Raw genomic sequence first — 18890 nt, 5'->3', positions numbered from 1 at the left:
AGGGAGAGACATGAAAAGAGGGAGACGGGGCGGGCCCCTCTCCCTCATTGCGCCGGTAGGTTCCTGGTGGAACACCGGCGGGGCCATCCCGTCAGGATGGCCCTTTTACCGACCATCCGATTATTCGGCGGCTTCGGCCATCGCGTCAACCGACACGTACTTGCGGCCCAGCTTGCCATCGTGGAAGCGCACGCGGCCTTCGGTCAGCGCGAACAGGGTGTGATCCTTGCCCATGCCAACGTTCACGCCGGGGTACACGCGGGTGCCACGCTGACGGATGATGATGTTGCCACCGATCACCAGCTGGCTGCCGAACTTCTTGACGCCCAGGCGCTTGGACTGCGAATCGCGACCGTTACGCGACGAGCCGCCTGCTTTCTTATGTGCCATTGCTCAATACTCCTGGATCAGGCGGCCGCGACCGAAACGATGCGCAGCAGGGTCATCTGCTGACGGTGACCGTTCTTGCGACGATAGTTGTGACGGCGGCGCTTCTTGAAAACGATCACCTTCTCCGACTTGGCCTGCGCGATGATTTCAGCCGAAACCACCACCTTCGAGGCGTCGGCGATCGCGCCTTCCTCACCAGCCAGCAGAACATCACCCAGCGTGATCGTCTCGCCGGCTTCACCAGCCAGCTTTTCGACCGCGATCTTGTCTCCGGCGGCGACCCGATACTGCTTACCGCCCGTGCGCACGATAGCGAACATGATACCCATCCAATTCAAAAATTACGTGGCCGCCCCGGGCCGCGACCTTGTCACCACCTGCTCCGGTGCGGAAAATCCGCCGGAAAAAGCGATGCCAAAGGGGCCGCGAAACGACGCGCCGGGGCCCCGCCCGTGCAGGCAGGGTCCGGAAAGAAGCTGCGCCCCTAATTGATACCGCCACGCCTGTCAATGCGGCTATGGCGGATTTGGCGGGGCGGCCGACCGGCGCACCCATGGGACAAACAACCGGTAAGACGCCATTTATCGCCTTGTTCGGCGGGATTCAAGCGGTCACGGGGCCGCACCCTCTGGCGTCATGTCGCAGGCGTGCTATGGCGTGGTCCATGCTCAATCCGCGTCCCGGCCTTCGCCATCCCCACCGTTTGCCGCGAATCATCGGCCCCATTGCCCTCTCGCGGCGAATCGCCCCGGCGGGTCTGCTGCTTGCCCTTTGCCTGAGCGGCTGTGGCACCGGCGGCTACCCTTCGCTGGCCCAGCGCCCGGCCGAACTGGCCACGGCCCCCATCCCAATCACCACCCCCACCGCCGCACCAGAGCAAAGCGCGACGCCCGACGCACTGCGGGGGCAATTGGCGGCTTTGTCGGCGCAGGCCGATGCGGCGCGCGATGCCTTTGACGCGGCGCGGCCGGCCGCCCAAACCGCCATCACCGCCGCCCGCAAGGCCAAGGCCCAGCCCGGATCGGTCCTGTGGGCAGCAGCCAATCTGGCACTGGCGCGGCTGGAATCGGCAGGGGCCATGCTTTCACCCCCGCTGGCTCAGGTGGAGCGACTATACGCCGACGACCGGCAGGCCCACCCGGATGAATTGCCCCTCCTGCGCGCCAGCCGCCCCACGGCACGCGACATCGATTCGACGCGGGCCAAAATCACCGGTTATGTTGACAATCGCGACCGCACCTTGACGCTGCTGCGCGGCGCATTCGGGGACTGACCGATCAGTCCCAGCGCGCCAGATCGGCGTGGTCAACCGCGCGCGGTTCGACCCACGCCCATTGTCCGGCGCGCTTTTCCCGCTTCCAGAACCAGCTTTGCGCCTTGAGGTGGTCCATGATGTAGTCGGCCGCGGCAAAGGCGTCGCGCCGGTGCCGCGATGCTGCCGCCACCAGCACGATCGGATCGCCGGGGCGCATTTCGCCCACCCGGTGCAGGATCAACACCCCCTCCACCGCCCAGCGCCCGCGCGCGGCCGTGGCCAGATCAGCCATACCCGGCAGCGTCAAAGGCGCATAATGGCTCAGCTCCAGCGCCTCGACATCATCGCCGCCCCGCACCTTGCCAATGAAACTGACGATACCGCCCGCCGCCGGATAACGGTACGAAAAAGCCGCGATTTCAGCCGCCGGGGCAAAGGGTTCGGATAACAGACGGACATCATCCATCGCCTCAGCCCCCGCTGACCGGCGGCAGGAACGCCAACTCGTCGCCATCAGCCAGCACCAGCCCCGCGCCATCGACCAGCGCGCCATTGTGCGCCAGACGGATGCGCGGCCCGGTCAACGCCCGCGCCAGATCATCGCCCAGCCCCGCCAACACATCGGCCAAGGCACCGGGCGCAACCTCCAGCGCCCCCGCGCCAGCCACATCGGCCAGACGGCCCAGAAACACCAGCCGCGCGCTCATCACCCCCCCGTCATCGACATATGCCGCGCCAGATGCGGGGCCGCGCCGGGGCGGTCGATCTGGAAATGGTGGCGCGCGGGCTTGATCGCCATCGCCGTGTCCAGCGCCGCGCGCAACGCGCCATCGGGATCCTCCGAACGCAGCGCGGCGCGCAAATCCACCTGTTCCCGCCCGCCCAGACAGGCGAACAATTGCCCCGTGGCGGTCACCCGCACGCGGTTGCACCCGTCACAGAAATTGCTGGTCAGCGGCGTGATCAGCCCCAGCCGCCCGCCGGTTTCCGCCACCTGCCAATAGCGCGCCGGGCCGCCGCTGCGGTGGGTGTCGGGCTGCATCGTCCAGCGCTGTTCCAGCCGTTCGCGCACCTGCGTCAGCGGCAGGTAGTGGTCGTAGCGGTCCTCTTCGACCTCGCCCAGCGGCATGACCTCGATCAGGGTGATCTCGTGCCCCTGCCCATGCGCCCAGGCGATCAGGTCGGCGATCTCGTCCTCGTTCACGCCCTTGAGCGCGACCGTGTTCAGCTTGACCTTCAGCCCTGCGTCCTTGGCCGCGGCGATGCCCTCCAGCACGGACGCCAACTGGTCGCGCCGGGCAATCCGGGCAAAGGTCGCGCGGTCCAGCGTGTCCAGACTGACATTCACCCGCCGCACGCCCGCGTCACGCAGATCGCCGGCAAATTGCGCCAGTCGCGTGCCATTGGTGGTCAGCGTCAGCTCGTCCAGATGTCCATGCCCGTCATCGGCGCCCAGCTTGCGGCCCAGCGCCTGCACCAGTTCGATCATGTCGCGCCGGACCAGCGGTTCGCCACCGGTCAGCCGCAGCTTGGTCACGCCCCGCGCGATAAAGCCCAGCGCCAACCGATGCAGTTCCTCCAGACTCAACACCTCCGCCTTTGGCAGGAAGGTCTGCTGTTCGGGCATGCAATAGGTGCAGCGCAAATCGCACCGATCAATCACCGACAGCCGCAGATATGTAATGCGGCGGGCAAATGCATCGATCAGGGGCGCGGGCGAGGTCATGCGCTTAGGCTATCACAGGGCCGGCGCCTTGGCCATCCAGCGGGAACACCTGCCCCGTAATGCCGGGGGCGGCCTCCAGCCACGCATGGGCGGCGGCGATGGCGGCGGTGTCATCGCTTTCCACCGCGTTCACCCGTTGCGGGGCCAATTCGCGGGCCAATGCCTGAATGGCGGCCAATCGCCACGCGCGATGGGTGTGGTCGGCCGGCGGCAGGACCAGCATCAGATCGCGCGGCAAATGGCGCGACACGCCCACCAAAGCGGGCGCCACGACACTGTGGAAATGCGCGGCCGCGCCCAGCGGATCTTCGGGCAAATCCTCGATCCGCACCTGCGTCACGCGCGGCGTTCCCGGCGCAAGGTCATGCCGATGTCCTCGCCCGCCTCGCTGATGGCCAGTTTGACGATCTTGACCGTGACGGCCAGCACCCGCTCATCCTGCAGGAACAGCGTTTCGCAGATGTGGTCGGCCAGCGCCTCGATCAGGGTGAAATGCACGCCATCGGGGATCGCCTGGGTCGCGGCGAATTTCAGGTCCATGTAGTTCTTGGACGCGGACAGCGGGGTCTCGGGCAGGTAACGCTCGGCCGGGCGCAGATCGACGGTGGTGGTGATGCGCAAAGGCTGTGGGTTACCGGTTTCCTCGGAGTAAATGCCGGTCAGCACATTCACCATCAGATTGGCAACTTCGAGGGTCAGGCTGTCGGCCATCATCGCATCCTGTGAGTAAAAGGGGTCAGTCGCGCCGCCAGCGGGCAAAGATCGCCGTTGGCAACAGACGCCCGGCCCCATCCTCCTGCACCGCCAGATCGCCATGTTCGATAACGCCGGGCAGATCGGCAAACAGTTCCGCCAGCATCCCGCCAATCGCCAGCGAGCTCATCCGCACGGCATAGACCGTCAGGAACAGAAAGCGGCTGTTGTCATCCAGCAGGCGGCGGCAATCGGCCACCAAACCGGGCAGATGCTCCTCCAGCCGCCAGACCTCGCCATCCGGGCCGCGACCGAATTTGGGCGGGTCAAGGATGATGCCGTCATAGCGCTTGCCCCGGCGCACCTCGCGGGCGGTGAATTTGGCGGCGTCATCAATGATCCAGCGGATCGGGCGCGCCTCCATCCCCGACAGGGCGGCATTGGCGCGGGCCTGCGCCACCGATTTCTTGCTGGCGTCAACATGCGTCACCGCGCCAAACCGGCTGAGCGCCAGCGACCCGACCCCGGTATAGCCAAACAGGTTGAGGCACGATGCGTCAGACGCCGCGCCCAATTGCGCGCCCATCCAGTCCCACACCGGCGCCATGTCCGGGAAAAAGCCCAGATGGCGGAACGGCGTGCATTGGGCGGTGAATTGCACCCGGTCATCGCCATTGGGCCAATGCAGCGGCCAGCCATCGCGCGGCACATCGCGCATGTAATTCCAGCGCCCGCCGCCATCCTCGTCCGCGCCGGGGACGAATTCGCCATGGGCGGCCCATTCCTCACTGCGCGGCGCCCACAGGGCCTGCGGCTCGGGGCGGATGAAACGGTAATCGCCATACCGCTCCAGCTTGCGCCCGTGGCCGCTGTCCACCAGCCCGTAATCGCCCCAGCCCCGGCCGATCAGCAATTGCGGCTGGTGGATCAGATCAGCCATCGGCGCTTATGCCTTGGGCGTGGCGCGCGCGGCGACATAGGCGGCCACGGCATCGTAATCGCCCGGCAGTTCGGCACAGCGCTCCTCGCGGTCGAACAGATCGCCCACGCGCGCGGGCAGCAACGGACGGTGGCCCGTGGCGCGTTCTACCGCATCTGGGAACTTGGCCGGGTGGGCGGTGGCCAGCGTCACCACCGGCACAGAGGCATCAATCCCGGCCGCGCGCGCGGCATGCAGGCCGATGGCGGTGTGCGGATCGATCAGCTCGCCACTGGCGTCATAGGCCCAGCGGATCGCCTGGGCCATTTCGCCCGCATCGGCGCGCGCGCTGGAAAACAGACCGGCCGCGCCTTCGCGCTGGGCATTGGTCAGGGCCATCGCCTTGGTCGATTCAAACCCGGCCATCTGCGCCGCCATCGCCACACCATCGCGCCCATTCAGGTCAAACAACAGGCGTTCGAAATTCGACGACACCTGAATGTCCATCGAAGGCGCGGCCGTGGGCGTCACCGTCCCGGCCGAATAGTCGCCATTGGCCAGCGCGCGGTGCAGGATGTCGTTGACGTTGGTCGCAACGATCAGGCGTTCAATCGGCAGCCCCATCTTGGCCGCAACGTAGCCAGCAAACACGTCGCCAAAATTGCCGGTCGGCACGCTGAAGGCCACCGGGCGGTGCGGCGCGCCCAATTGCAGCGCGGCGGCAAAGTAATAGACCACCTGCGCCATCAACCGCGCCCAGTTGATCGAATTAACCGCACCGATGTTGAACCGGCTGGTCATGGCGGTGTCGTTGAACATGCGCTTGACCATGGCCTGCGCGTCGTCAAAACTGCCATCGATGGCGATGTTGTGGACGTTGGGGGCCAGAACCGTGGTCATCTGGCGGCGCTGAACGTCCGACACGCGGCCCTTGGGGTGCAGCATGAAGATGTCGACGCCCGCGCGCCCCGCCACCGCGTCGATCGCCGCGCTGCCGGTGTCGCCGCTGGTGGCGCCCACGATCGTCAGGTTGCGCGTCGTGCCATCGGCGTTCGGGCGGCTCAGGAATTCTTCAAACAACAGACCCAGCATCTGCAACGCCACGTCCTTGAACGCCAGCGTGGGGCCGTGGAACAGTTCCAGCAGCCATTGTTGCGAATCAAATTGCTTGAGCGGGGTCACCGCGGCATGGGCAAACCGGCCGTAGGCGGCCGTGGTCAGTTCCAGCAGACGCTCGGCCGAGAGGCTGTCGGCGACAAAGGGCAGCATGATGCGCTGCGCCAGTTGGGCATAGGGAAGCCCCGCCATTTCAGCGATTTCCGCTTTGGTAAAGCTGGGCCAGCTGCGCGGCACATACAGACCGCCGTCGCTGGCCAGGCCAGCCAGCGTTGCGCCTTCGAAGTTCAGTGCCGGAGCGTTACCGCGGGTGCTGATGTAATCCATGGATCTTCCCTGCCTTTGAAGCGGCGCGGTTAGCCTTGGTTGCGGCGCGGAGCAAGGATTTTGGCGTATAAACGCGTTGGCGGGCGCGGTTATTGGGGCGCGGCCACCATCCGGCGGCGCAACGCCAAGCCATAGATCACCAAAGCCACCCCCGCGAACAGGAACCACTGCACCGCATAGGACAGGTGGTTGTTGGGCACATTGCGCGGATCGGGCGCTGCATTGGCCACCAGCCCGGCCAGCGGCGGATCGGCCACGACATGGTGACGGAACGCGCCACCCGGCACGATGCGCCCACGCACCATCCCGCCGCTCCACGCGACGGTCGCGGGCGTCTGGCTCCACCCGATCACGACATCGGCCAACACGCCCTGCGGCGCCTGTGTCGGGCGAAAGCTCTGCGTGTCGACCGGCGCCGTCAGACACCGCGCCACCTGTGCCCAGCCCGCCGCCCCAGCCGCGTTGCGCCCCGCCTGCGCCGATTGGCTCATCACCTGTTGGCACCAGAATTGTGTGCGGCGGAAATCAAACGCATCCGATTGCTGCTGCGCCCAGACAACGCCGATCGACACCACGCGGCTATCCGCAATGGCCGCCGTGTGGCGGGCAATCTGCGCCTGTTTCTGGTGCAGCCGATCAATCTGCCACAGGCCCAGATGGACCATATACCCCGCCGCCGCCAGCACCAGCAGCGTGGGGATCAGCGGGATGCGGCGCCTCATTGCGCCCTGTGCTCTGCCGCGCGGCGTTTGTATTCGGCGGCCAACAGCGCGCCCTTGCACAGGCGCAGGCCCCACAATGTCGGCCCCACCACCAGCGGCACCAGCACCGCGACATAGACCCACACCGGCGGATCGACCGACAGCGCCAGCCACGCCGCGACCACAGCCGCCAGCGCGCCAACGCCAAAGGTCAGAAAGGCCGCCGGCCCATCGCCCACATTGAACGCGGCATAATCCAGCCCGCACCGCCCGCAGGCCGGGGCAAATTGCGCCACGCCACGGAACAGCCCGCGCGCGCCGCATCGCGGACAAACGCCAAACAGCGCGACCGAGGCAATCCCCGGCCGCGCCGTCACATCCCCATGCGAATGCGGATCAGTCAATCGGGAAACCCCAGTTGCCCCAGATGTAGATGCACACATACAGGAACAGCCAGACCACGTCGACAAAGTGCCAATACCAGGCCGCCGCTTCGAACCCAAAGTGCTGCTTGGGCGTGAAATGGCCGCGATAGGCGCGGAACAGGCAGACCATCAGGAAAATGGTGCCGACAATGACGTGAAAGCCGTGGAAGCCCGTGGCCATATAGAACGCCGAACCATAGGTGTTCTGACCAAAGGGGAACGGCGCGTGGGCATATTCAAACGCCTGCAACGCCGAGAACAGCATGCCCAGCAGGATCGTCAGCCACAACCCCTTGATCACGCTGGAGCGGTCACCGTGGATCAGGCTGTGATGCGCCCAGGTCAGCGTCGTGCCCGAGCACAGCAGGATCAGCGTATTGAGCAGCGGCAGGTCGAACGCGTCGAGCACCGCTTCCATTTCCTTGGGCGGCCATTGGCCCCCGATCGCCTTGGACAGCTCGGTCGGGAACAGCGAGAAGTCGAAGAACGCCCAGAACCAGCCGACAAAGAACATCACCTCCGAGGCGATGAACAGGATCATGCCGTAACGCTGATGCAACTGCACCACGGGGGTGTGATCGCCCGCGTGCGCCTCGTTGACGATTTTGGTGAACCAGCTGGCCATGCAGGCCAGCAACAGCGCCATGCCCGCCCAAGGCACCAGATGACCACCGGCCATATCGTGCATTTTCAGCACCATGCCGGTGGTAAACGTAAACGCGCCCAGCGTCGTCAACAGCGGGACGATATCGGGCGGCAGAATATGGTAATCGTGAGTCTTGGTACCGGACATGGTGTCAAACATCCCCACTGTGGCACGAGCGGCGCCCACCATGTTTGGTAAAGGCGTATTCGCCGCAGGTGCGGTGCTTATTGCTTTGGCCTAACTGTACCTGTCGGCGCGATGCGGGTCCAGCCATTTTGCTGTGCGCCCCTTGCGCGAACAGGCGGAAATCTACCCCTTTATGCCCCCTTTGCCGCTGCGTCGGGGACGACATGGAACGTGTAACTCAAGGTGATCTGCTCCACCCCCTTGAGGTCGGGATCATTCAGGATCGCGGGATCCACATAATAGGTCACCGGCATGCGCACCGTCTCATGCGGGCGCAGCGTCTGCTGGTTGAAACAGAAACATTGGACCTTGGTGAAATAGCGCGCCGCCTCTGCCGGGGCGACGTTGAAACTGGCCGCCCCGGTGATCGCCCGGTCCGACAGGTTCTGCGCGGCATAGATGGCCAGCGTGCGCTGCCCGATCTGCACCGTCTGGGTATTCGCCTCGGGCTGGAAACGCCACGGCATCCCCGCGTCGACATTGGCGTCAAACCGCACCGACATCGTCCGCCCGGCCACGGCGCGCACCTGCCCGGCCTGCCCTTCGCTGGCGCGCATCGGCGTGCCGCCATAGCCAGTGACCTGACAAAACAGCCGGTACAGCGGCACCGAGGCATAGCCCAGCCCCAGCATCGCCACCGCCAGCCCCGCCGACATCACGGCAATGCGGCGGTTGTTGGCCATTACTGCGCGCCCGAATGGGCGGTGGCGACCGGGTGGCCCTCCAGCGCGGCGCGGGTTTCGGCGGCCGAATGGCCTGTGCGCTTGACGATGGTGATGGCAAAGAACAGCACCACCAGCCCCACCAGCACCAGCGCCGTCACATTGTTGCGCCCGGCGATGATCCGCCGACGCTCGGCCTCGGCGGCTTTGGCGTCCAGCACGGGATCGGCATTATCCATGATCGGTCATCCCACAATCCAGCGATCGGCCACCAAGGCGCCGAACAGCACAAACAGATACAGCACCGAGAACGCGAACATCCGCTTTTCCGGCTTCATCGAATCGCCATCGCCCTGACGGCGGCGCAGGCCCACCCACAGCGCAAAGCCCAGAAACGCTAGGCTGAGCGCCACCGACACCACGCCATAGACCGCGCCAAACCCGCCCATCGCGCGCGGCAACAGCGCAGGCGCCACCGCCAGCGGCGCCAGCGCGATGGTATAGATCAGGATCTGCCGCCGCGTGACCGCTTCGCCCGCCACCACCGGCAGCATCGGAATACCCACCTTGGCGTAATCGGTCCGCACAAACAGCGCGAGGCTCCAGAAATGAGGCGGCGTCCACATGAAGATGATGGCAAACAGCACCACCGGCATCAGGCTGATATGGCCCGTCGCCGCGCACCAGCCGATCATCGGCGGGAAAGCCCCGGCCCCGCCGCCGATCACGATGTTCTGCGGCGTGCGCGGTTTCAGCCAGATGGTATAGATCACCGCGTAATAGAAAATCGACACCGCCAGAATCGCGGCGCACAGCCAGTTGACCCCCAGCCCCATCGTCATCACCGCGATGCCCGACAGCGCAAAGCCGAAATCACGCGCGCTCTCGCGCTCCATCCGCCCGGCGGGCAAAGGGCGACCAGCGGTGCGCTTCATGCCGGCGTCAATGTCGGCCTCCCACCACTGGTTCAACGCCGCCGCGCCCCCGGCGCCCACCGCGATGCACAGGATGGCGGTGAAACCGATCACCGGATTGATCGACACAGGCGCTGCCAACAACCCGCACAGGCCGGTAAAAATCACCAGCGTCATCACGCGCGGTTTGGTCAGCGCGAAAAAGTCACGCCATTCGGCGGGCATTTTCTGAATCGGACGGGGGGGCATGTTGGGCTGGCTCATGCCCCAGCCCCCTTGCCCGAAGCCGCGCACTTGTAAAGCCGCCGCGTGGGATCTGGCCATGGTATGATATCCCGTTTCCGCACAAATCGGGCGATGGACGGGGCGGCGCAACAGCGGCCGCCCCGCGCCATGCGGCTTAGTGGTGATCCTCGTCCTTGATCACGGGGACAGTTTCGAACTGGTGGAACGGCGGCGGGCTGGACAGCGTCCATTCCAGCGTCGTGGCACCCTCGCCCCAATAATTGCCCTCGGCCTTTTTGCCGGCGATGAAGGCATAGGCGATGTTGATGAACCAGATCACCATCGACACGGCCATGATCTTGTAGCCCAGCGTCGCCACCTGATTCCAATGTTCAAAGGCGGGCGTGATGTCGGGCATGCGGCGCGGCTGCCCCTGCATCCCCAGGAAGTGCATGGGGAAGAACAGCAGGTTCACGCCGACAAAGAACACCGCGAAGTGGACATAGCTCAGGAACTCCGAGTGCCAGCGCCCGCTCATCTTGGGGAACCAGTAATAGAAGCCCGCGAACAGCGAGGTCACCGCGCCCAGCGAGAGCACATAGTGGAAATGCGCCACCACGTAATAGGTGTCCTGCAGGTTGTCGTCCAAGCCGCCATTGGCCAGTTCCACACCCGTCACACCGCCCACGGTGAACAGGAAGATGAAGCCGATCGCCCAGACCATCGGGCTGGTGAAGCGCAGCGAACCGCCCCACATCGTCGCGATCCAGCTAAAGATCTTGATGCCGGTCGGCACCGCGATCACCATCGTGGCGGTGGTGAAATACATCTTCACGTCTTCGGACAGGCCGGTGGTGTACATGTGGTGCGCCCACACGACAAAGCCCACCACGCCAATCGCCACCATGGCATAGGCCATGCCCAGATAGCCGAACACGGGCTTGCGGCTGAAGGTGGAAACGATCTGGCTGATGATGCCGAAACCGGGCAGGATCATGATGTAGACTTCGGGGTGGCCAAAGAACCAGAACAGATGCTGGAACAGCACCGGATCGCCGCCGCCGGCCGGATCAAAGAAAGTGGTGTGGAAGTTGCGGTCGGTCAGCAGCATGGTAATCGCGGCGGCCAGCACCGGCAGCGCCAGCAGCAGCAGGAACGCGGTAACCAGCACCGACCACACGAACAGCGGCATCTTGTGCAGGGTCATGCCCGGCGCGCGCATGTTGAAGATGGTGGTGATGAAGTTGATCGCGCCCATGATCGAGCCAGCGCCCGACAGGTGCAGCGAGAAGATCGCGAAATCGACCGCCGGCCCTTGCGCGCCGGTGGTGGACAGCGGCGCATAGGCCGTCCAGCCGATGCCCGCGCCCTGCCCCGTGCCACCGGGCACAAAGGCCGAGCACAGCAGCGAGCAGAAGCCGGCCACCGTCAGCCAGAACGAAATGTTGTTCATGCGCGGGAAGGCCATGTCGGGCGCGCCGATCATGATCGGCACGAACCAGTTGCCAAAGCCGCCGATGATCGCGGGCATGACCATGAAGAACACCATGATCAGGCCATGCGCCGTGATCAGCACGTTCCACAGGTGCAATTGCTGATTCATGTCGGGATTGTGGGTGCCCAACAATTCGGCGAAATAGCCCAGATACTGGATGCCGGGATGGGCCAGTTCGGCCCGCATGATGCCCGAGATCGCGCCACCGATCACGCCCGCCATGATCGCGAAGATCAGGTAGAGCGTGCCGATGTCCTTGTGGTTGGTCGACATGAACCAGCGTTGAAAGAACGCCGGCTTGTGGTCATGGTCGTGGTCCTCATGCGCGTGGGCGTGGCCCTCTGGCGCGTGATGGTCATGTGCGATGGTAGCCATGGATCAGCAAACCTTGCAAGAAATGGAGGGTCAGGCGCCGGGCGCCGAAGAAGCCGCCGAGGCCGCCGCATCCGCCGCTGCGGCCGGAGCCGGAGCGGGCGCTTCGGGCGCGCCGTCGATCTTGGCGCCGGCATGGGTCATCACCCAGGCGTTATACTGCGGACGGGGCAGCGCCTCGACCACGATCGGCATATAGCCGTGGCGCGCGCCGCACAATTCGCTGCACTGGCCATAATAGACGCCCGGTTCGTTGACGACCAACACCTTCTCGTTGATGCGCCCCGGCACCGCGTCCAGCTTGAACCACAGGCTGGGCACCGCAAACGAGTGGATCACGTCCGCGCCGATGGTCTGGATACGGATCTTTTCGCCCACCGGCACCACCAGACGGTTGTCGGCGGCCAACTGGCGCGGCTCACCGCGCTTGTCAGCTTCCTCGTCGGGCAGGATGTTGCTGATCACCTCGAACCCGCCATTGTCCGGGTACGAATAGGTCCAGTACCACTGATTGCCCGTGGCCTTGATCGTCAGGGCATTGGCGGGCGGCTTTTTGTACTGATGCGCCAACAGCTTCATGCTGGGCACGAACACCACCAACAGGATCAGGATCGGGATGCCCGTCCACACCACTTCCAGCAACGTGTTGTGGCTGGTCTTGCTGGGCGTCGGATTGACGCGGTGGTTATAGCGCAAAATCACCCACACCAGCAGTGCCAGCACGAAAATGCTGGTCGCCACCAGGATCCACATGACGATATTGTCATGCATCCACAAAGCCTCTTGGCCGGTGGGGGAATATTGCGTCTGGAAAGTCAGCCCGCCGTCGACCGGCATCCCCTTGCCGGGGGTGGGCTTCATGGGCGTATAGCCGCCCGGTGCGACCGCGAATCGGTCAGCAGCAGCACTGGCCCCAGCCAATGCCGCCGTCGGCGCCGCAAGCAGCGCCAGCACACAGGAGGACAGCAACCCCGCCCCGCCACGTGCATGCATCAAGCCACGCCCGAAGGCGCGTTTCACGTCTCCCAATGTCATCGCCTACGTTCTTTCTATTCTGACCGGCCGGGAGAACGTTTGCCCCCTCTCCCGCCCGCACACAGGCACTAGGACTTTTTGTCCCTTTGACATGGGTGTACCAAGCCTTGCCCCCGCCCACAAGCGCCTCTAGGGGAGAATTTTGAGATATAGCAATGACGGGTCGGGCCGGATTTCCCGCTTTCGCCCCGCCGCCATCCGCAAAGGACCATAGTTGTAATGACCGAAGACGAGGTGTTGGCCGAGTTCCGCGCCAGCCAGGCCCTGCTCGAAGGGCACTTCCTGCTCTCCTCCGGCCGCCACAGCGCGCATTATCTGCAATGCGCGCGCGTGCTGATGGATCCGATGCGGGCCAATCGTCTGGCCATCGCCATCGCGCAGAAAATCCCCCGCGAATTGCGCAAGGAGATCACCAAGGTCGTCAGCCCCGCAATGGGCGGCATCATCATCGGCCACGAAATGGGCCGTGCCCTGAACGTCGAGGCGATGTTTGTCGAACGCCCCACCGGCACGTTCGAACTGCGCCGTGGCTTTGAACTGGCACCGGGCGACAAGGTGCTGATGGTCGAGGACGTGGTGACCACGGGCCTGTCCAGCCGCGAGGCGATTCGCGCCATCGAGGACGCCGGTGGCAAGGTGATCGCCGCGTGCAGCCTGATCGACCGCAGCGCCGGCACGGCGGACCTTGGCGTGCCGTTCTTCCCGCTGATCGCGCTGAACTTCCCCACCTATGAGCCCGATCAGGTGCCCGCCGAACTGGCCGCCACCCCCGCGATCAAGCCGGGCAGCCGCAAGCAATGAACCAGACGCTGCGCCCCGCCCGCCTGCGGTTGGGGGTAAACATTGACCATGTCGCCACCATCCGCAACGCGCGCGGCGGGGAACATCCCGATCCGGTGCGCGCGGCGCAGATCGTGGCGGCGGTAGGCGGCGATGGCATTACCGCGCACCTGCGTGAGGATCGCCGCCACATCCGCGACGAGGATCTGGCGCGTATTCAATCTGCCACCAGCCTGCCGCTGAACCTGGAAATGGCGGCCACCGACGAGATGCTGGCCATCGCGCTGCGCCACAAACCGCACGCGGCCTGCATCGTGCCCGAACGGCGCGAGGAACGCACGACCGAGGGCGGGCTGGACGCGGCCGGACAGCACAACCGTCTGGTGCCGATCATCGGCGCGCTGCGCGATGCGGGCATCCGCGTGTCGCTGTTCATCGCGCCAGAGGTGCGCCAGTTGGAGGCCGCAATGCAATTGGGCGCGCCGGTGGTGGAATTCCACACCGGCGAATATGCCCATGCCACCGCCCCCGACACCCGCGCGGCCGAGCTGAAGCGTTTGTCCGACATGGCGGCCCTGGCCGCCCGCAACGGGATCGAGCCGCATGCCGGCCACGGGCTGACCTATGACAATGTGCAACCCGTTGCCGCCATTCCCCAGATCGCCGAACTGAACATCGGCCATTACCTGATTGGCGAGGCGGTGTTTGTGGGGCTGGAAGGTGCGGTGCGCCACATGCGCGAGCTGATGGACGCGGCGCGGGGCTGATCGGGTGATCATCGGCATCGGATCGGATCTGTGCGGCGTTGATCGCATCGCGGCCGCGCTCGCGCGATCGGACCGCTTTGCCGCGCGGGTGTTCACGGCCGCAGAGGTCGCGCTGGCCGACAGCCGCCCTGCCCTGCGCGCGGCAACGCTGGCCAAACGCTGGGCCGCCAAGGAGGCCTGTGCCAAGGCGCTGGGCACCGGCATCGCCCAAGGCGTCGCCATGAACGATATCGAGGTGATCACCGGCCCCCACGGCGCGCCCGCGCTGTGCCTGCATGGGGGGGCGGCGGCACGGCTGGCGGCGCTGACGCCTGCTGGCCACACCGCCCGCCTGCACCTGACGCTGTCGGATGAACCGCCGCACGCGCTGGCCTTTGTCGTGATCGAGGCGGTAGCGGCATGAACGCCCCGGCAGACGCCACCCTGACCGCCGCCCCCCACGACCGCATCAACTGGTGGGCCGAGGCGCGCGGGCTGATCGGCATGTTGCTGGCGGTCGTCACCTTTCACAGCATGGTGGCCAAACCGTTCTATATCCCCAGCGCCTCGATGGTGCCGGGACTGTGGGTGGGCGATCACCTGCTGGTGTCGAAATATGCCTATGGCTGGAACTGGGCCTCGCCCAGCTTTCACATATTGCCGCGCGCCGGGTGGCGGGTGATGGGCCGCGTGCCCGAATATGGCGACATCGTCATCACCGTCCCCCGCGACCGCCCGACCGAGGATTACATCAAGCGCGTGGTCGCCCTGCCCGGTGACCGCATCGCGGTGCGCCATGGCCAGATCGTGCTGAACGGCCGCCCGGTGCCGCAATCGGTCGAGCCGCCGGTGCAGGTGCCGCTGGACGGTCTGGCGCGTGGCGCGGGCGCAATGCCGTGCAGCGGCTATCGCTATATGGGGATGCTGATGCGCAAGCCTTCGGGCGCCACGGTGTGCGAGATCCCGGTGCTGCGCGAAACCATGCCCAATGGCGCGACCTATCTGGTGGCCGACACACATGACGGCCGCGCCGATGACCGGCCAGAGATCCGCATACCCGCCGGCCATGTGTTCCTGATGGGCGACAATCGCGGCGACAGCGCCGACAGCCGGTTCAGTCTGGCCGACAATGGGCTGGGCGGGCCGGTGGCGCTGTCCGACATTGGCGGTCGGGCCGAATTTGTCACCCATTCCTTCAATGATTCCACCAGTTGGAACCCGCTCAGCTGGTGGCGGGGGTTGCGCTCGGGGCGGGCATGGCGCACCCTGCGCCCGGCACTGGACCTTGGCCAGACCGCCTCGCCCGAACCCACCACCAGCCGTATCGCCGACAGGACCCCATGAGCAGCAAGACGCCCACCGCCCGCCACCACCGCGCCGGGCCTACCGACATCCACGATCCCTTCGTCCGCGAAGAGGCCAAAAAGGCGCTGATCTGGCTGGGGCTGGCCGGGCTGATGGTGCTGGCCGTGACGCTGGCCGAACCGCTGATGGTGGTGTTTGGCGGGATGGTGTTTGGCGCGCTGATCGATGGCGGGGCACGGCTGCTGGGCCGGGTGCTGCCTGTGCCACGCATCTGGCGCGTGGCGCTGGTGCTGATCGCGGCGGTGGCAGGGGCCTATTGGTTCTTCACCTATGCCGGCAGCCAGATCGCCGAACAGGCCGCCGCCTTCCCCGCCATGGTCGAGGGACAGGTGACCCACGCCTTGCGCTGGGCGGCGCGGCATGGGGTGGTGCTGGACGCCAAACTGGCGCGCGACATGACCGAACAGGCGCTGGCCGGGGTCAGCCAGTTGGGCGGCGTGGTGGGCGGATTGATCGGGGGGGCGACCACGCTGTTCCTGATTGTCGTTCTGGGCATCTATTTCGCCATCGATCCCGCGCCCTATCAGCGCGGGCTGGCATGGATGCTGCCGCGCGAATCGCGCCCGTTCTTTGACGATGCGTTCCGCGACATGGGCTTTACCCTGCGCCGGCTGTTGTTCGGGCGCATCTTTGCCATGGTGATCGAAGGCCTGACGATCGGCATCGCGTTGCAGATGTATGGCGTGCCGATGGCCGCGCTTCTGGGGCTGGTCGCGGGGCTGTTGACGTTCCTGCCCAATATTGGCGCGCCGATTTCGGGCGCGCTGATGGTGCTGGTCGGCTTTTCCGGCGGGGTCAACATGGGGCTGTATTGTATCGGCGTCTATGTCGTGGTGCAGGGCGTGGAAAGCAATGTGATCGTCCCCATCGTTGCCAAGAAAACCGCTGATCTGGCGCCCGCGCTGGTGCTGGCGATGCAGTTGATCATGGGGGCGCTGTTCGGCATTCTGGGCTTGGCGCTGGCCGATCCGCTGCTGGCCATGCTCAAGGTGATGCTGGAACATCTGGCGCAGCGCAGCCACAACCGCAGCGCGCAAAGCGAGGCCGCCGCCAGCGATGACTCCGCAGCCCAAGGCGTCTGAGCGTGGCCGCCGCGCGCGCTGGCTGTGGCGCGGCGCCGGGCTGGGCGTGGCGGGGGTGGCGCTGATGATCGGCGCTTTTGGCGTGATGCAGCATTGGGCCGCCGAAATGTCGGCCATGGCGCTGGTTCCCGCGATGCCGATAGGCACCCGCCCGGCCGCGCGATCATCGGCCGATTACGCGGACGCGGCCCTGTGGATCGCGCGCGGCGAGGGATCGGCGCAGGACCCGGCCCATTGGCTGCCGCGCGGGGCGGATGCACCGCAACCCATTGCGGCCAATGTCTTTTTCATCCACCCCACCGGCCATTTCGATCGTTTCAGCTGGAACGCGGATACCGACAACCCGTTGATCAACGCCCGCTCCGACCTGTTGGTGCGCGGGCTGGCCAGCCCCTTTGCCGGGGCCGAACAGGTCTGGGCGCCGCGCTATCGTCAGGCCACCTTTGGCGCATTCCTGACCGATCGCCCGGATGGGCAGGCGGCGCTGGATCTGGCCTATGGCGATGTCAGGGCCGCGTTTGACGCCTTTGTCGCACAGGCCGATCCGCATTTGCCGATCGTGCTGGCCGGGCATAGTCAGGGCGCGCTGCATCTGATGCGGCTGATGCGAGACCGGGTGGCGGGGCAGCCTATCGCGGAGCGGGTGGCGGCGGCCTATGTCATCGGCTGGCCGGTCAGCCTGACGCACGACCTGCCGCGCATGGGATTGCCCGCTTGTGATGCGCCCGATCAGGCGGGCTGTGTGCTGTCATGGCAAAGCTTTGCCCAGCCCGCCGACACCGCCACCGTGCTGGCCGCCTATGCCCGTTTTCCAGGGCTGGACGGGCAATCGCGGGCGGGCAGCCGGTTTCTGTGCGTCAACCCGATCACCGGCCGCACCGCCAGTGATGCCCCCGCCAGCGCCAACCCCGGCACGCTGGTGCCCGACGCCACGCTGACCGGCGGGCGACTGGTGCCGGGGATGGTGGGCGCACAGTGCGGGGCAGATGGCTTTCTGATGATCGGATCGCCGCCGCAGATGGGGCCATTTGCCATGCCGGGCAACAATTTCCATGTGTATGACATCCCGCTGTTCTGGGAATCGGTGCGGTTGGATGTGGCGCGGCGGGTGGGGGTGTGGCATGCGGCCCGTCCGGCGGTGGCCGCCGGGCGTCAGGCGGATGCGGGCGCGAACCCGGTACGGCGATGGTGGCAAAGATGGCTGTGATCACGACTTCGGCGCTGGAAATGCGCGATGCCTTGCCCGAAGGTGGCGGGTTGATCGGGCTGGACCTGGGAACGCAGACGATCGGCACCGCCTTTGCCGATGCGGGGTGGTGCATCGCCAGCCCCGGCAAAACCATCGCGCGCGGCAAATTCAGCGTGGACAAGGGGACCATCGCGGCCCTGATCACCGAACGCGCGATCAAGGGCATCGTCATCGGCCTGCCGTTGAACATGGACGGCAGCGCGGGGGCACGGGCGCAATCGGCCCGCGCCTATGCGCGCAACCTGTCGCAGGCGCTGGAATTGCCGGTGCTGTTGTGGGACGAACGCTGGTCCACCACCAGTGCCGAACGTGGGCTGATCGAGCAGGATTTCAGCCGGGCCAAGCGCAAGGAGCGGATTGACAGCGCGGCGGCGGCGGTGATCCTGCAGGCGGCATGCGACGCGCTGGCGGGCGGCGGCATGCGGTTCTGAGCCGTGTCGCTGCTGAGCGTGATCGAGGGCATTGCCGACGCACTGGATCTGGCCGATGTGCTGGTCTGGCTGTGGCGCAAGGCGCGCTGGCTCTTATGGCTGTTGTTGCTGGCGGGCGCGGGGGCGCTGGGCTGGTTGCATTGGGGGTAA

The 18890-nt window shown here is 65.9% G+C and carries 26 protein-coding genes; 9 read left to right on the top strand and 17 right to left on the bottom strand.

Going from position 1 to position 18890, the window contains the following annotated elements; translation table 11 throughout:
• Positions 1-120 precede the first annotated feature (120 nt).
• Positions 121-390, bottom strand: coding sequence for a 50S ribosomal protein L27 (gene rpmA / locus GTZ99_RS07960; protein WP_161717786.1), 270 nt, complete (start codon positions 388-390; stop codon positions 121-123).
• 17 nt (positions 391-407) lie between these two features.
• Positions 408-710: a 50S ribosomal protein L21 gene (gene rplU / locus GTZ99_RS07955; protein ID WP_161717785.1), complete on the bottom strand. Its 303-nt coding sequence runs from the start codon at positions 708-710 to the stop codon at positions 408-410.
• 344 nt (positions 711-1054) lie between these two features.
• Between rplU and GTZ99_RS07950 the strand changes: the two genes are divergently transcribed.
• Complete coding sequence (locus GTZ99_RS07950; protein WP_161717784.1) at positions 1055-1663, top strand: hypothetical protein; 609 nt, start codon at positions 1055-1057, stop codon at positions 1661-1663.
• Positions 1664-1667: 4 nt separating this feature from the next.
• Here GTZ99_RS07950 and GTZ99_RS07945 read toward each other — a convergent pair whose 3' ends face one another.
• The 15 genes from GTZ99_RS07945 to coxB all read right to left on the bottom strand — a co-directional run bounded on the left by GTZ99_RS07945 (position 1668) and on the right by coxB (position 13045).
• Positions 1668-2111, bottom strand: a complete 444-nt coding sequence (locus GTZ99_RS07945; protein ID WP_161717783.1) for a molybdenum cofactor biosynthesis protein MoaE — start codon at positions 2109-2111, stop codon at positions 1668-1670.
• 4 nt (positions 2112-2115) lie between these two features.
• On the bottom strand, positions 2116-2352 hold the full coding sequence (locus GTZ99_RS07940; protein WP_161717782.1) for a MoaD/ThiS family protein: 237 nt from the start codon (positions 2350-2352) through the stop codon (positions 2116-2118).
• Complete coding sequence (gene moaA, locus GTZ99_RS07935) at positions 2352-3371, bottom strand: GTP 3',8-cyclase MoaA (protein ID WP_161717781.1); 1020 nt, start codon at positions 3369-3371, stop codon at positions 2352-2354. The genes GTZ99_RS07940 and moaA overlap by 1 nt, the downstream gene beginning before the upstream one ends.
• A gap of 4 nt (positions 3372-3375) precedes the next feature.
• Complete coding sequence (locus GTZ99_RS07930; RefSeq protein ID WP_161717780.1) at positions 3376-3711, bottom strand: Rossmann fold domain-containing protein; 336 nt, start codon at positions 3709-3711, stop codon at positions 3376-3378.
• Positions 3708-4082: a dihydroneopterin aldolase gene (locus GTZ99_RS07925; protein WP_161717779.1), complete on the bottom strand. Its 375-nt coding sequence runs from the start codon at positions 4080-4082 to the stop codon at positions 3708-3710. The genes GTZ99_RS07930 and GTZ99_RS07925 overlap by 4 nt, the downstream gene beginning before the upstream one ends.
• 25 nt (positions 4083-4107) lie before the next feature.
• The gene (locus GTZ99_RS07920) at positions 4108-5004 is read right to left on the bottom strand and encodes a class I SAM-dependent methyltransferase (RefSeq protein WP_161717778.1); all 897 of its coding nucleotides are present in this window, start codon (positions 5002-5004) and stop codon (positions 4108-4110) included.
• Positions 5005-5010: 6 nt separating this feature from the next.
• Positions 5011-6426, bottom strand: coding sequence for a threonine synthase (gene thrC, locus GTZ99_RS07915; protein WP_161717777.1), 1416 nt, complete (start codon positions 6424-6426; stop codon positions 5011-5013).
• 89 nt (positions 6427-6515) lie between these two features.
• On the bottom strand, positions 6516-7148 hold the full coding sequence (locus GTZ99_RS07910; RefSeq protein ID WP_161717776.1) for an SURF1 family cytochrome oxidase biogenesis protein: 633 nt from the start codon (positions 7146-7148) through the stop codon (positions 6516-6518).
• Positions 7145-7531 (bottom strand): DUF983 domain-containing protein, encoded by a 387-nt coding sequence (locus tag GTZ99_RS07905; protein ID WP_227711190.1) that lies wholly within the window; start codon positions 7529-7531, stop codon positions 7145-7147. The genes GTZ99_RS07910 and GTZ99_RS07905 overlap by 4 nt, the downstream gene beginning before the upstream one ends.
• The gene (locus GTZ99_RS07900; RefSeq protein WP_161717774.1) at positions 7524-8345 is read right to left on the bottom strand and encodes a cytochrome c oxidase subunit 3; all 822 of its coding nucleotides are present in this window, start codon (positions 8343-8345) and stop codon (positions 7524-7526) included. The genes GTZ99_RS07905 and GTZ99_RS07900 overlap by 8 nt, the downstream gene beginning before the upstream one ends.
• A 170-nt stretch (positions 8346-8515) precedes the next feature.
• Entirely contained in the window at positions 8516-9067 is a 552-nt protein-coding gene (locus tag GTZ99_RS07895; RefSeq protein ID WP_161717773.1) for a cytochrome c oxidase assembly protein, read from the bottom strand.
• Positions 9067-9285, bottom strand: coding sequence for a hypothetical protein (locus GTZ99_RS07890; protein ID WP_161717772.1), 219 nt, complete (start codon positions 9283-9285; stop codon positions 9067-9069). Before GTZ99_RS07890 ends, GTZ99_RS07895 begins: the two co-directional genes overlap by 1 nt.
• Before the next feature lie 6 nt (positions 9286-9291).
• Positions 9292-10224 (bottom strand): heme o synthase, encoded by a 933-nt coding sequence (locus GTZ99_RS07885; RefSeq protein ID WP_227711189.1) that lies wholly within the window; start codon positions 10222-10224, stop codon positions 9292-9294.
• A gap of 136 nt (positions 10225-10360) precedes the next feature.
• The gene (gene ctaD, locus GTZ99_RS07880; protein WP_161717771.1) at positions 10361-12055 is read right to left on the bottom strand and encodes a cytochrome c oxidase subunit I; all 1695 of its coding nucleotides are present in this window, start codon (positions 12053-12055) and stop codon (positions 10361-10363) included.
• Positions 12056-12085: 30 nt separating this feature from the next.
• Entirely contained in the window at positions 12086-13045 is a 960-nt protein-coding gene (coxB, locus tag GTZ99_RS07875) for a cytochrome c oxidase subunit II (protein ID WP_227711188.1), read from the bottom strand.
• 261 nt (positions 13046-13306) lie between these two features.
• Here coxB and pyrE point away from each other — a divergent pair, with 261 nt between their 5' ends.
• Genes pyrE through GTZ99_RS07835 form a run of 8 tightly spaced genes read left to right on the top strand, consistent with a single transcriptional unit; the run spans position 13307 to position 18890 of the window.
• Positions 13307-13888, top strand: coding sequence for an orotate phosphoribosyltransferase (pyrE, locus tag GTZ99_RS07870; RefSeq protein ID WP_161717769.1), 582 nt, complete (start codon positions 13307-13309; stop codon positions 13886-13888).
• Complete coding sequence (locus GTZ99_RS07865; RefSeq protein ID WP_161717768.1) at positions 13885-14634, top strand: pyridoxine 5'-phosphate synthase; 750 nt, start codon at positions 13885-13887, stop codon at positions 14632-14634. Before pyrE ends, GTZ99_RS07865 begins: the two co-directional genes overlap by 4 nt.
• A 4-nt stretch (positions 14635-14638) precedes the next feature.
• Positions 14639-15037, top strand: coding sequence for a holo-ACP synthase (gene acpS / locus GTZ99_RS07860; protein WP_161717767.1), 399 nt, complete (start codon positions 14639-14641; stop codon positions 15035-15037).
• The gene (gene lepB, locus GTZ99_RS07855) at positions 15034-15957 is read left to right on the top strand and encodes a signal peptidase I (protein ID WP_161717766.1); all 924 of its coding nucleotides are present in this window, start codon (positions 15034-15036) and stop codon (positions 15955-15957) included. Before acpS ends, lepB begins: the two co-directional genes overlap by 4 nt.
• Positions 15954-17060 carry an AI-2E family transporter gene (locus GTZ99_RS07850; protein ID WP_161717765.1) on the top strand — a complete coding sequence of 369 codons (1107 nt, stop codon included), beginning with the start codon at positions 15954-15956 and terminating at the stop codon, positions 17058-17060. Before lepB ends, GTZ99_RS07850 begins: the two co-directional genes overlap by 4 nt.
• Positions 17035-18267, top strand: coding sequence for a DUF3089 domain-containing protein (locus GTZ99_RS07845; RefSeq protein WP_161717764.1), 1233 nt, complete (start codon positions 17035-17037; stop codon positions 18265-18267). The genes GTZ99_RS07850 and GTZ99_RS07845 overlap by 26 nt, the downstream gene beginning before the upstream one ends.
• Positions 18258-18740, top strand: a complete 483-nt coding sequence (gene ruvX, locus GTZ99_RS07840) for a Holliday junction resolvase RuvX (RefSeq protein WP_201742435.1) — start codon at positions 18258-18260, stop codon at positions 18738-18740. The genes GTZ99_RS07845 and ruvX overlap by 10 nt, the downstream gene beginning before the upstream one ends.
• Positions 18741-18743: 3 nt before the next feature.
• The gene (locus GTZ99_RS07835) at positions 18744-18890 is read left to right on the top strand and encodes a hypothetical protein (RefSeq protein ID WP_161717762.1); all 147 of its coding nucleotides are present in this window, start codon (positions 18744-18746) and stop codon (positions 18888-18890) included.

The organism is Novosphingobium ovatum, assembly GCF_009909235.1.
Taxonomy (GTDB): domain Bacteria; phylum Pseudomonadota; class Alphaproteobacteria; order Sphingomonadales; family Sphingomonadaceae; genus Novosphingobium; species Novosphingobium ovatum.
Note: the sequence above shows the minus strand (reverse complement) of the source record. Positions and strands in the feature narration are given on the sequence as shown.

What these genes read in the sequence shown, in the direction of transcription:
- GTZ99_RS07885 (WP_227711189.1), bottom strand. Translation starts at nt 10,224, where the DNA reads ATGAGCCAGCCCAACATGCCCCCCCGTCCGATTCAGAAAATGCCCGCC.
- ruvX (WP_201742435.1), top strand. Translation starts at nt 18,258, where the DNA reads ATGGCTGTGATCACGACTTCGGCGCTGGAAATGCGCGATGCCTTGCCC.
- GTZ99_RS07900 (WP_161717774.1), bottom strand. Translation starts at nt 8,345, where the DNA reads ATGTCCGGTACCAAGACTCACGATTACCATATTCTGCCGCCCGATATC.
- coxB (WP_227711188.1), bottom strand. Translation starts at nt 13,045, where the DNA reads ATGCATGCACGTGGCGGGGCGGGGTTGCTGTCCTCCTGTGTGCTGGCG.
- pyrE (WP_161717769.1), top strand. Translation starts at nt 13,307, where the DNA reads ATGACCGAAGACGAGGTGTTGGCCGAGTTCCGCGCCAGCCAGGCCCTG.
- GTZ99_RS07895 (WP_161717773.1), bottom strand. Translation starts at nt 9,067, where the DNA reads ATGGCCAACAACCGCCGCATTGCCGTGATGTCGGCGGGGCTGGCGGTG.
- GTZ99_RS07945 (WP_161717783.1), bottom strand. Translation starts at nt 2,111, where the DNA reads ATGGATGATGTCCGTCTGTTATCCGAACCCTTTGCCCCGGCGGCTGAA.
- GTZ99_RS07940 (WP_161717782.1), bottom strand. Translation starts at nt 2,352, where the DNA reads ATGAGCGCGCGGCTGGTGTTTCTGGGCCGTCTGGCCGATGTGGCTGGC.
- GTZ99_RS07845 (WP_161717764.1), top strand. Translation starts at nt 17,035, where the DNA reads ATGACTCCGCAGCCCAAGGCGTCTGAGCGTGGCCGCCGCGCGCGCTGG.
- lepB (WP_161717766.1), top strand. Translation starts at nt 15,034, where the DNA reads ATGAACGCCCCGGCAGACGCCACCCTGACCGCCGCCCCCCACGACCGC.
- GTZ99_RS07850 (WP_161717765.1), top strand. Translation starts at nt 15,954, where the DNA reads ATGAGCAGCAAGACGCCCACCGCCCGCCACCACCGCGCCGGGCCTACC.
- GTZ99_RS07865 (WP_161717768.1), top strand. Translation starts at nt 13,885, where the DNA reads ATGAACCAGACGCTGCGCCCCGCCCGCCTGCGGTTGGGGGTAAACATT.
- GTZ99_RS07910 (WP_161717776.1), bottom strand. Translation starts at nt 7,148, where the DNA reads ATGAGGCGCCGCATCCCGCTGATCCCCACGCTGCTGGTGCTGGCGGCG.
- ctaD (WP_161717771.1), bottom strand. Translation starts at nt 12,055, where the DNA reads ATGGCTACCATCGCACATGACCATCACGCGCCAGAGGGCCACGCCCAC.
- rplU (WP_161717785.1), bottom strand. Translation starts at nt 710, where the DNA reads ATGTTCGCTATCGTGCGCACGGGCGGTAAGCAGTATCGGGTCGCCGCC.
- moaA (WP_161717781.1), bottom strand. Translation starts at nt 3,371, where the DNA reads ATGACCTCGCCCGCGCCCCTGATCGATGCATTTGCCCGCCGCATTACA.
- thrC (WP_161717777.1), bottom strand. Translation starts at nt 6,426, where the DNA reads ATGGATTACATCAGCACCCGCGGTAACGCTCCGGCACTGAACTTCGAA.
- GTZ99_RS07890 (WP_161717772.1), bottom strand. Translation starts at nt 9,285, where the DNA reads ATGGATAATGCCGATCCCGTGCTGGACGCCAAAGCCGCCGAGGCCGAG.
- GTZ99_RS07925 (WP_161717779.1), bottom strand. Translation starts at nt 4,082, where the DNA reads ATGGCCGACAGCCTGACCCTCGAAGTTGCCAATCTGATGGTGAATGTG.
- GTZ99_RS07950 (WP_161717784.1), top strand. Translation starts at nt 1,055, where the DNA reads ATGCTCAATCCGCGTCCCGGCCTTCGCCATCCCCACCGTTTGCCGCGA.
- GTZ99_RS07920 (WP_161717778.1), bottom strand. Translation starts at nt 5,004, where the DNA reads ATGGCTGATCTGATCCACCAGCCGCAATTGCTGATCGGCCGGGGCTGG.
- rpmA (WP_161717786.1), bottom strand. Translation starts at nt 390, where the DNA reads ATGGCACATAAGAAAGCAGGCGGCTCGTCGCGTAACGGTCGCGATTCG.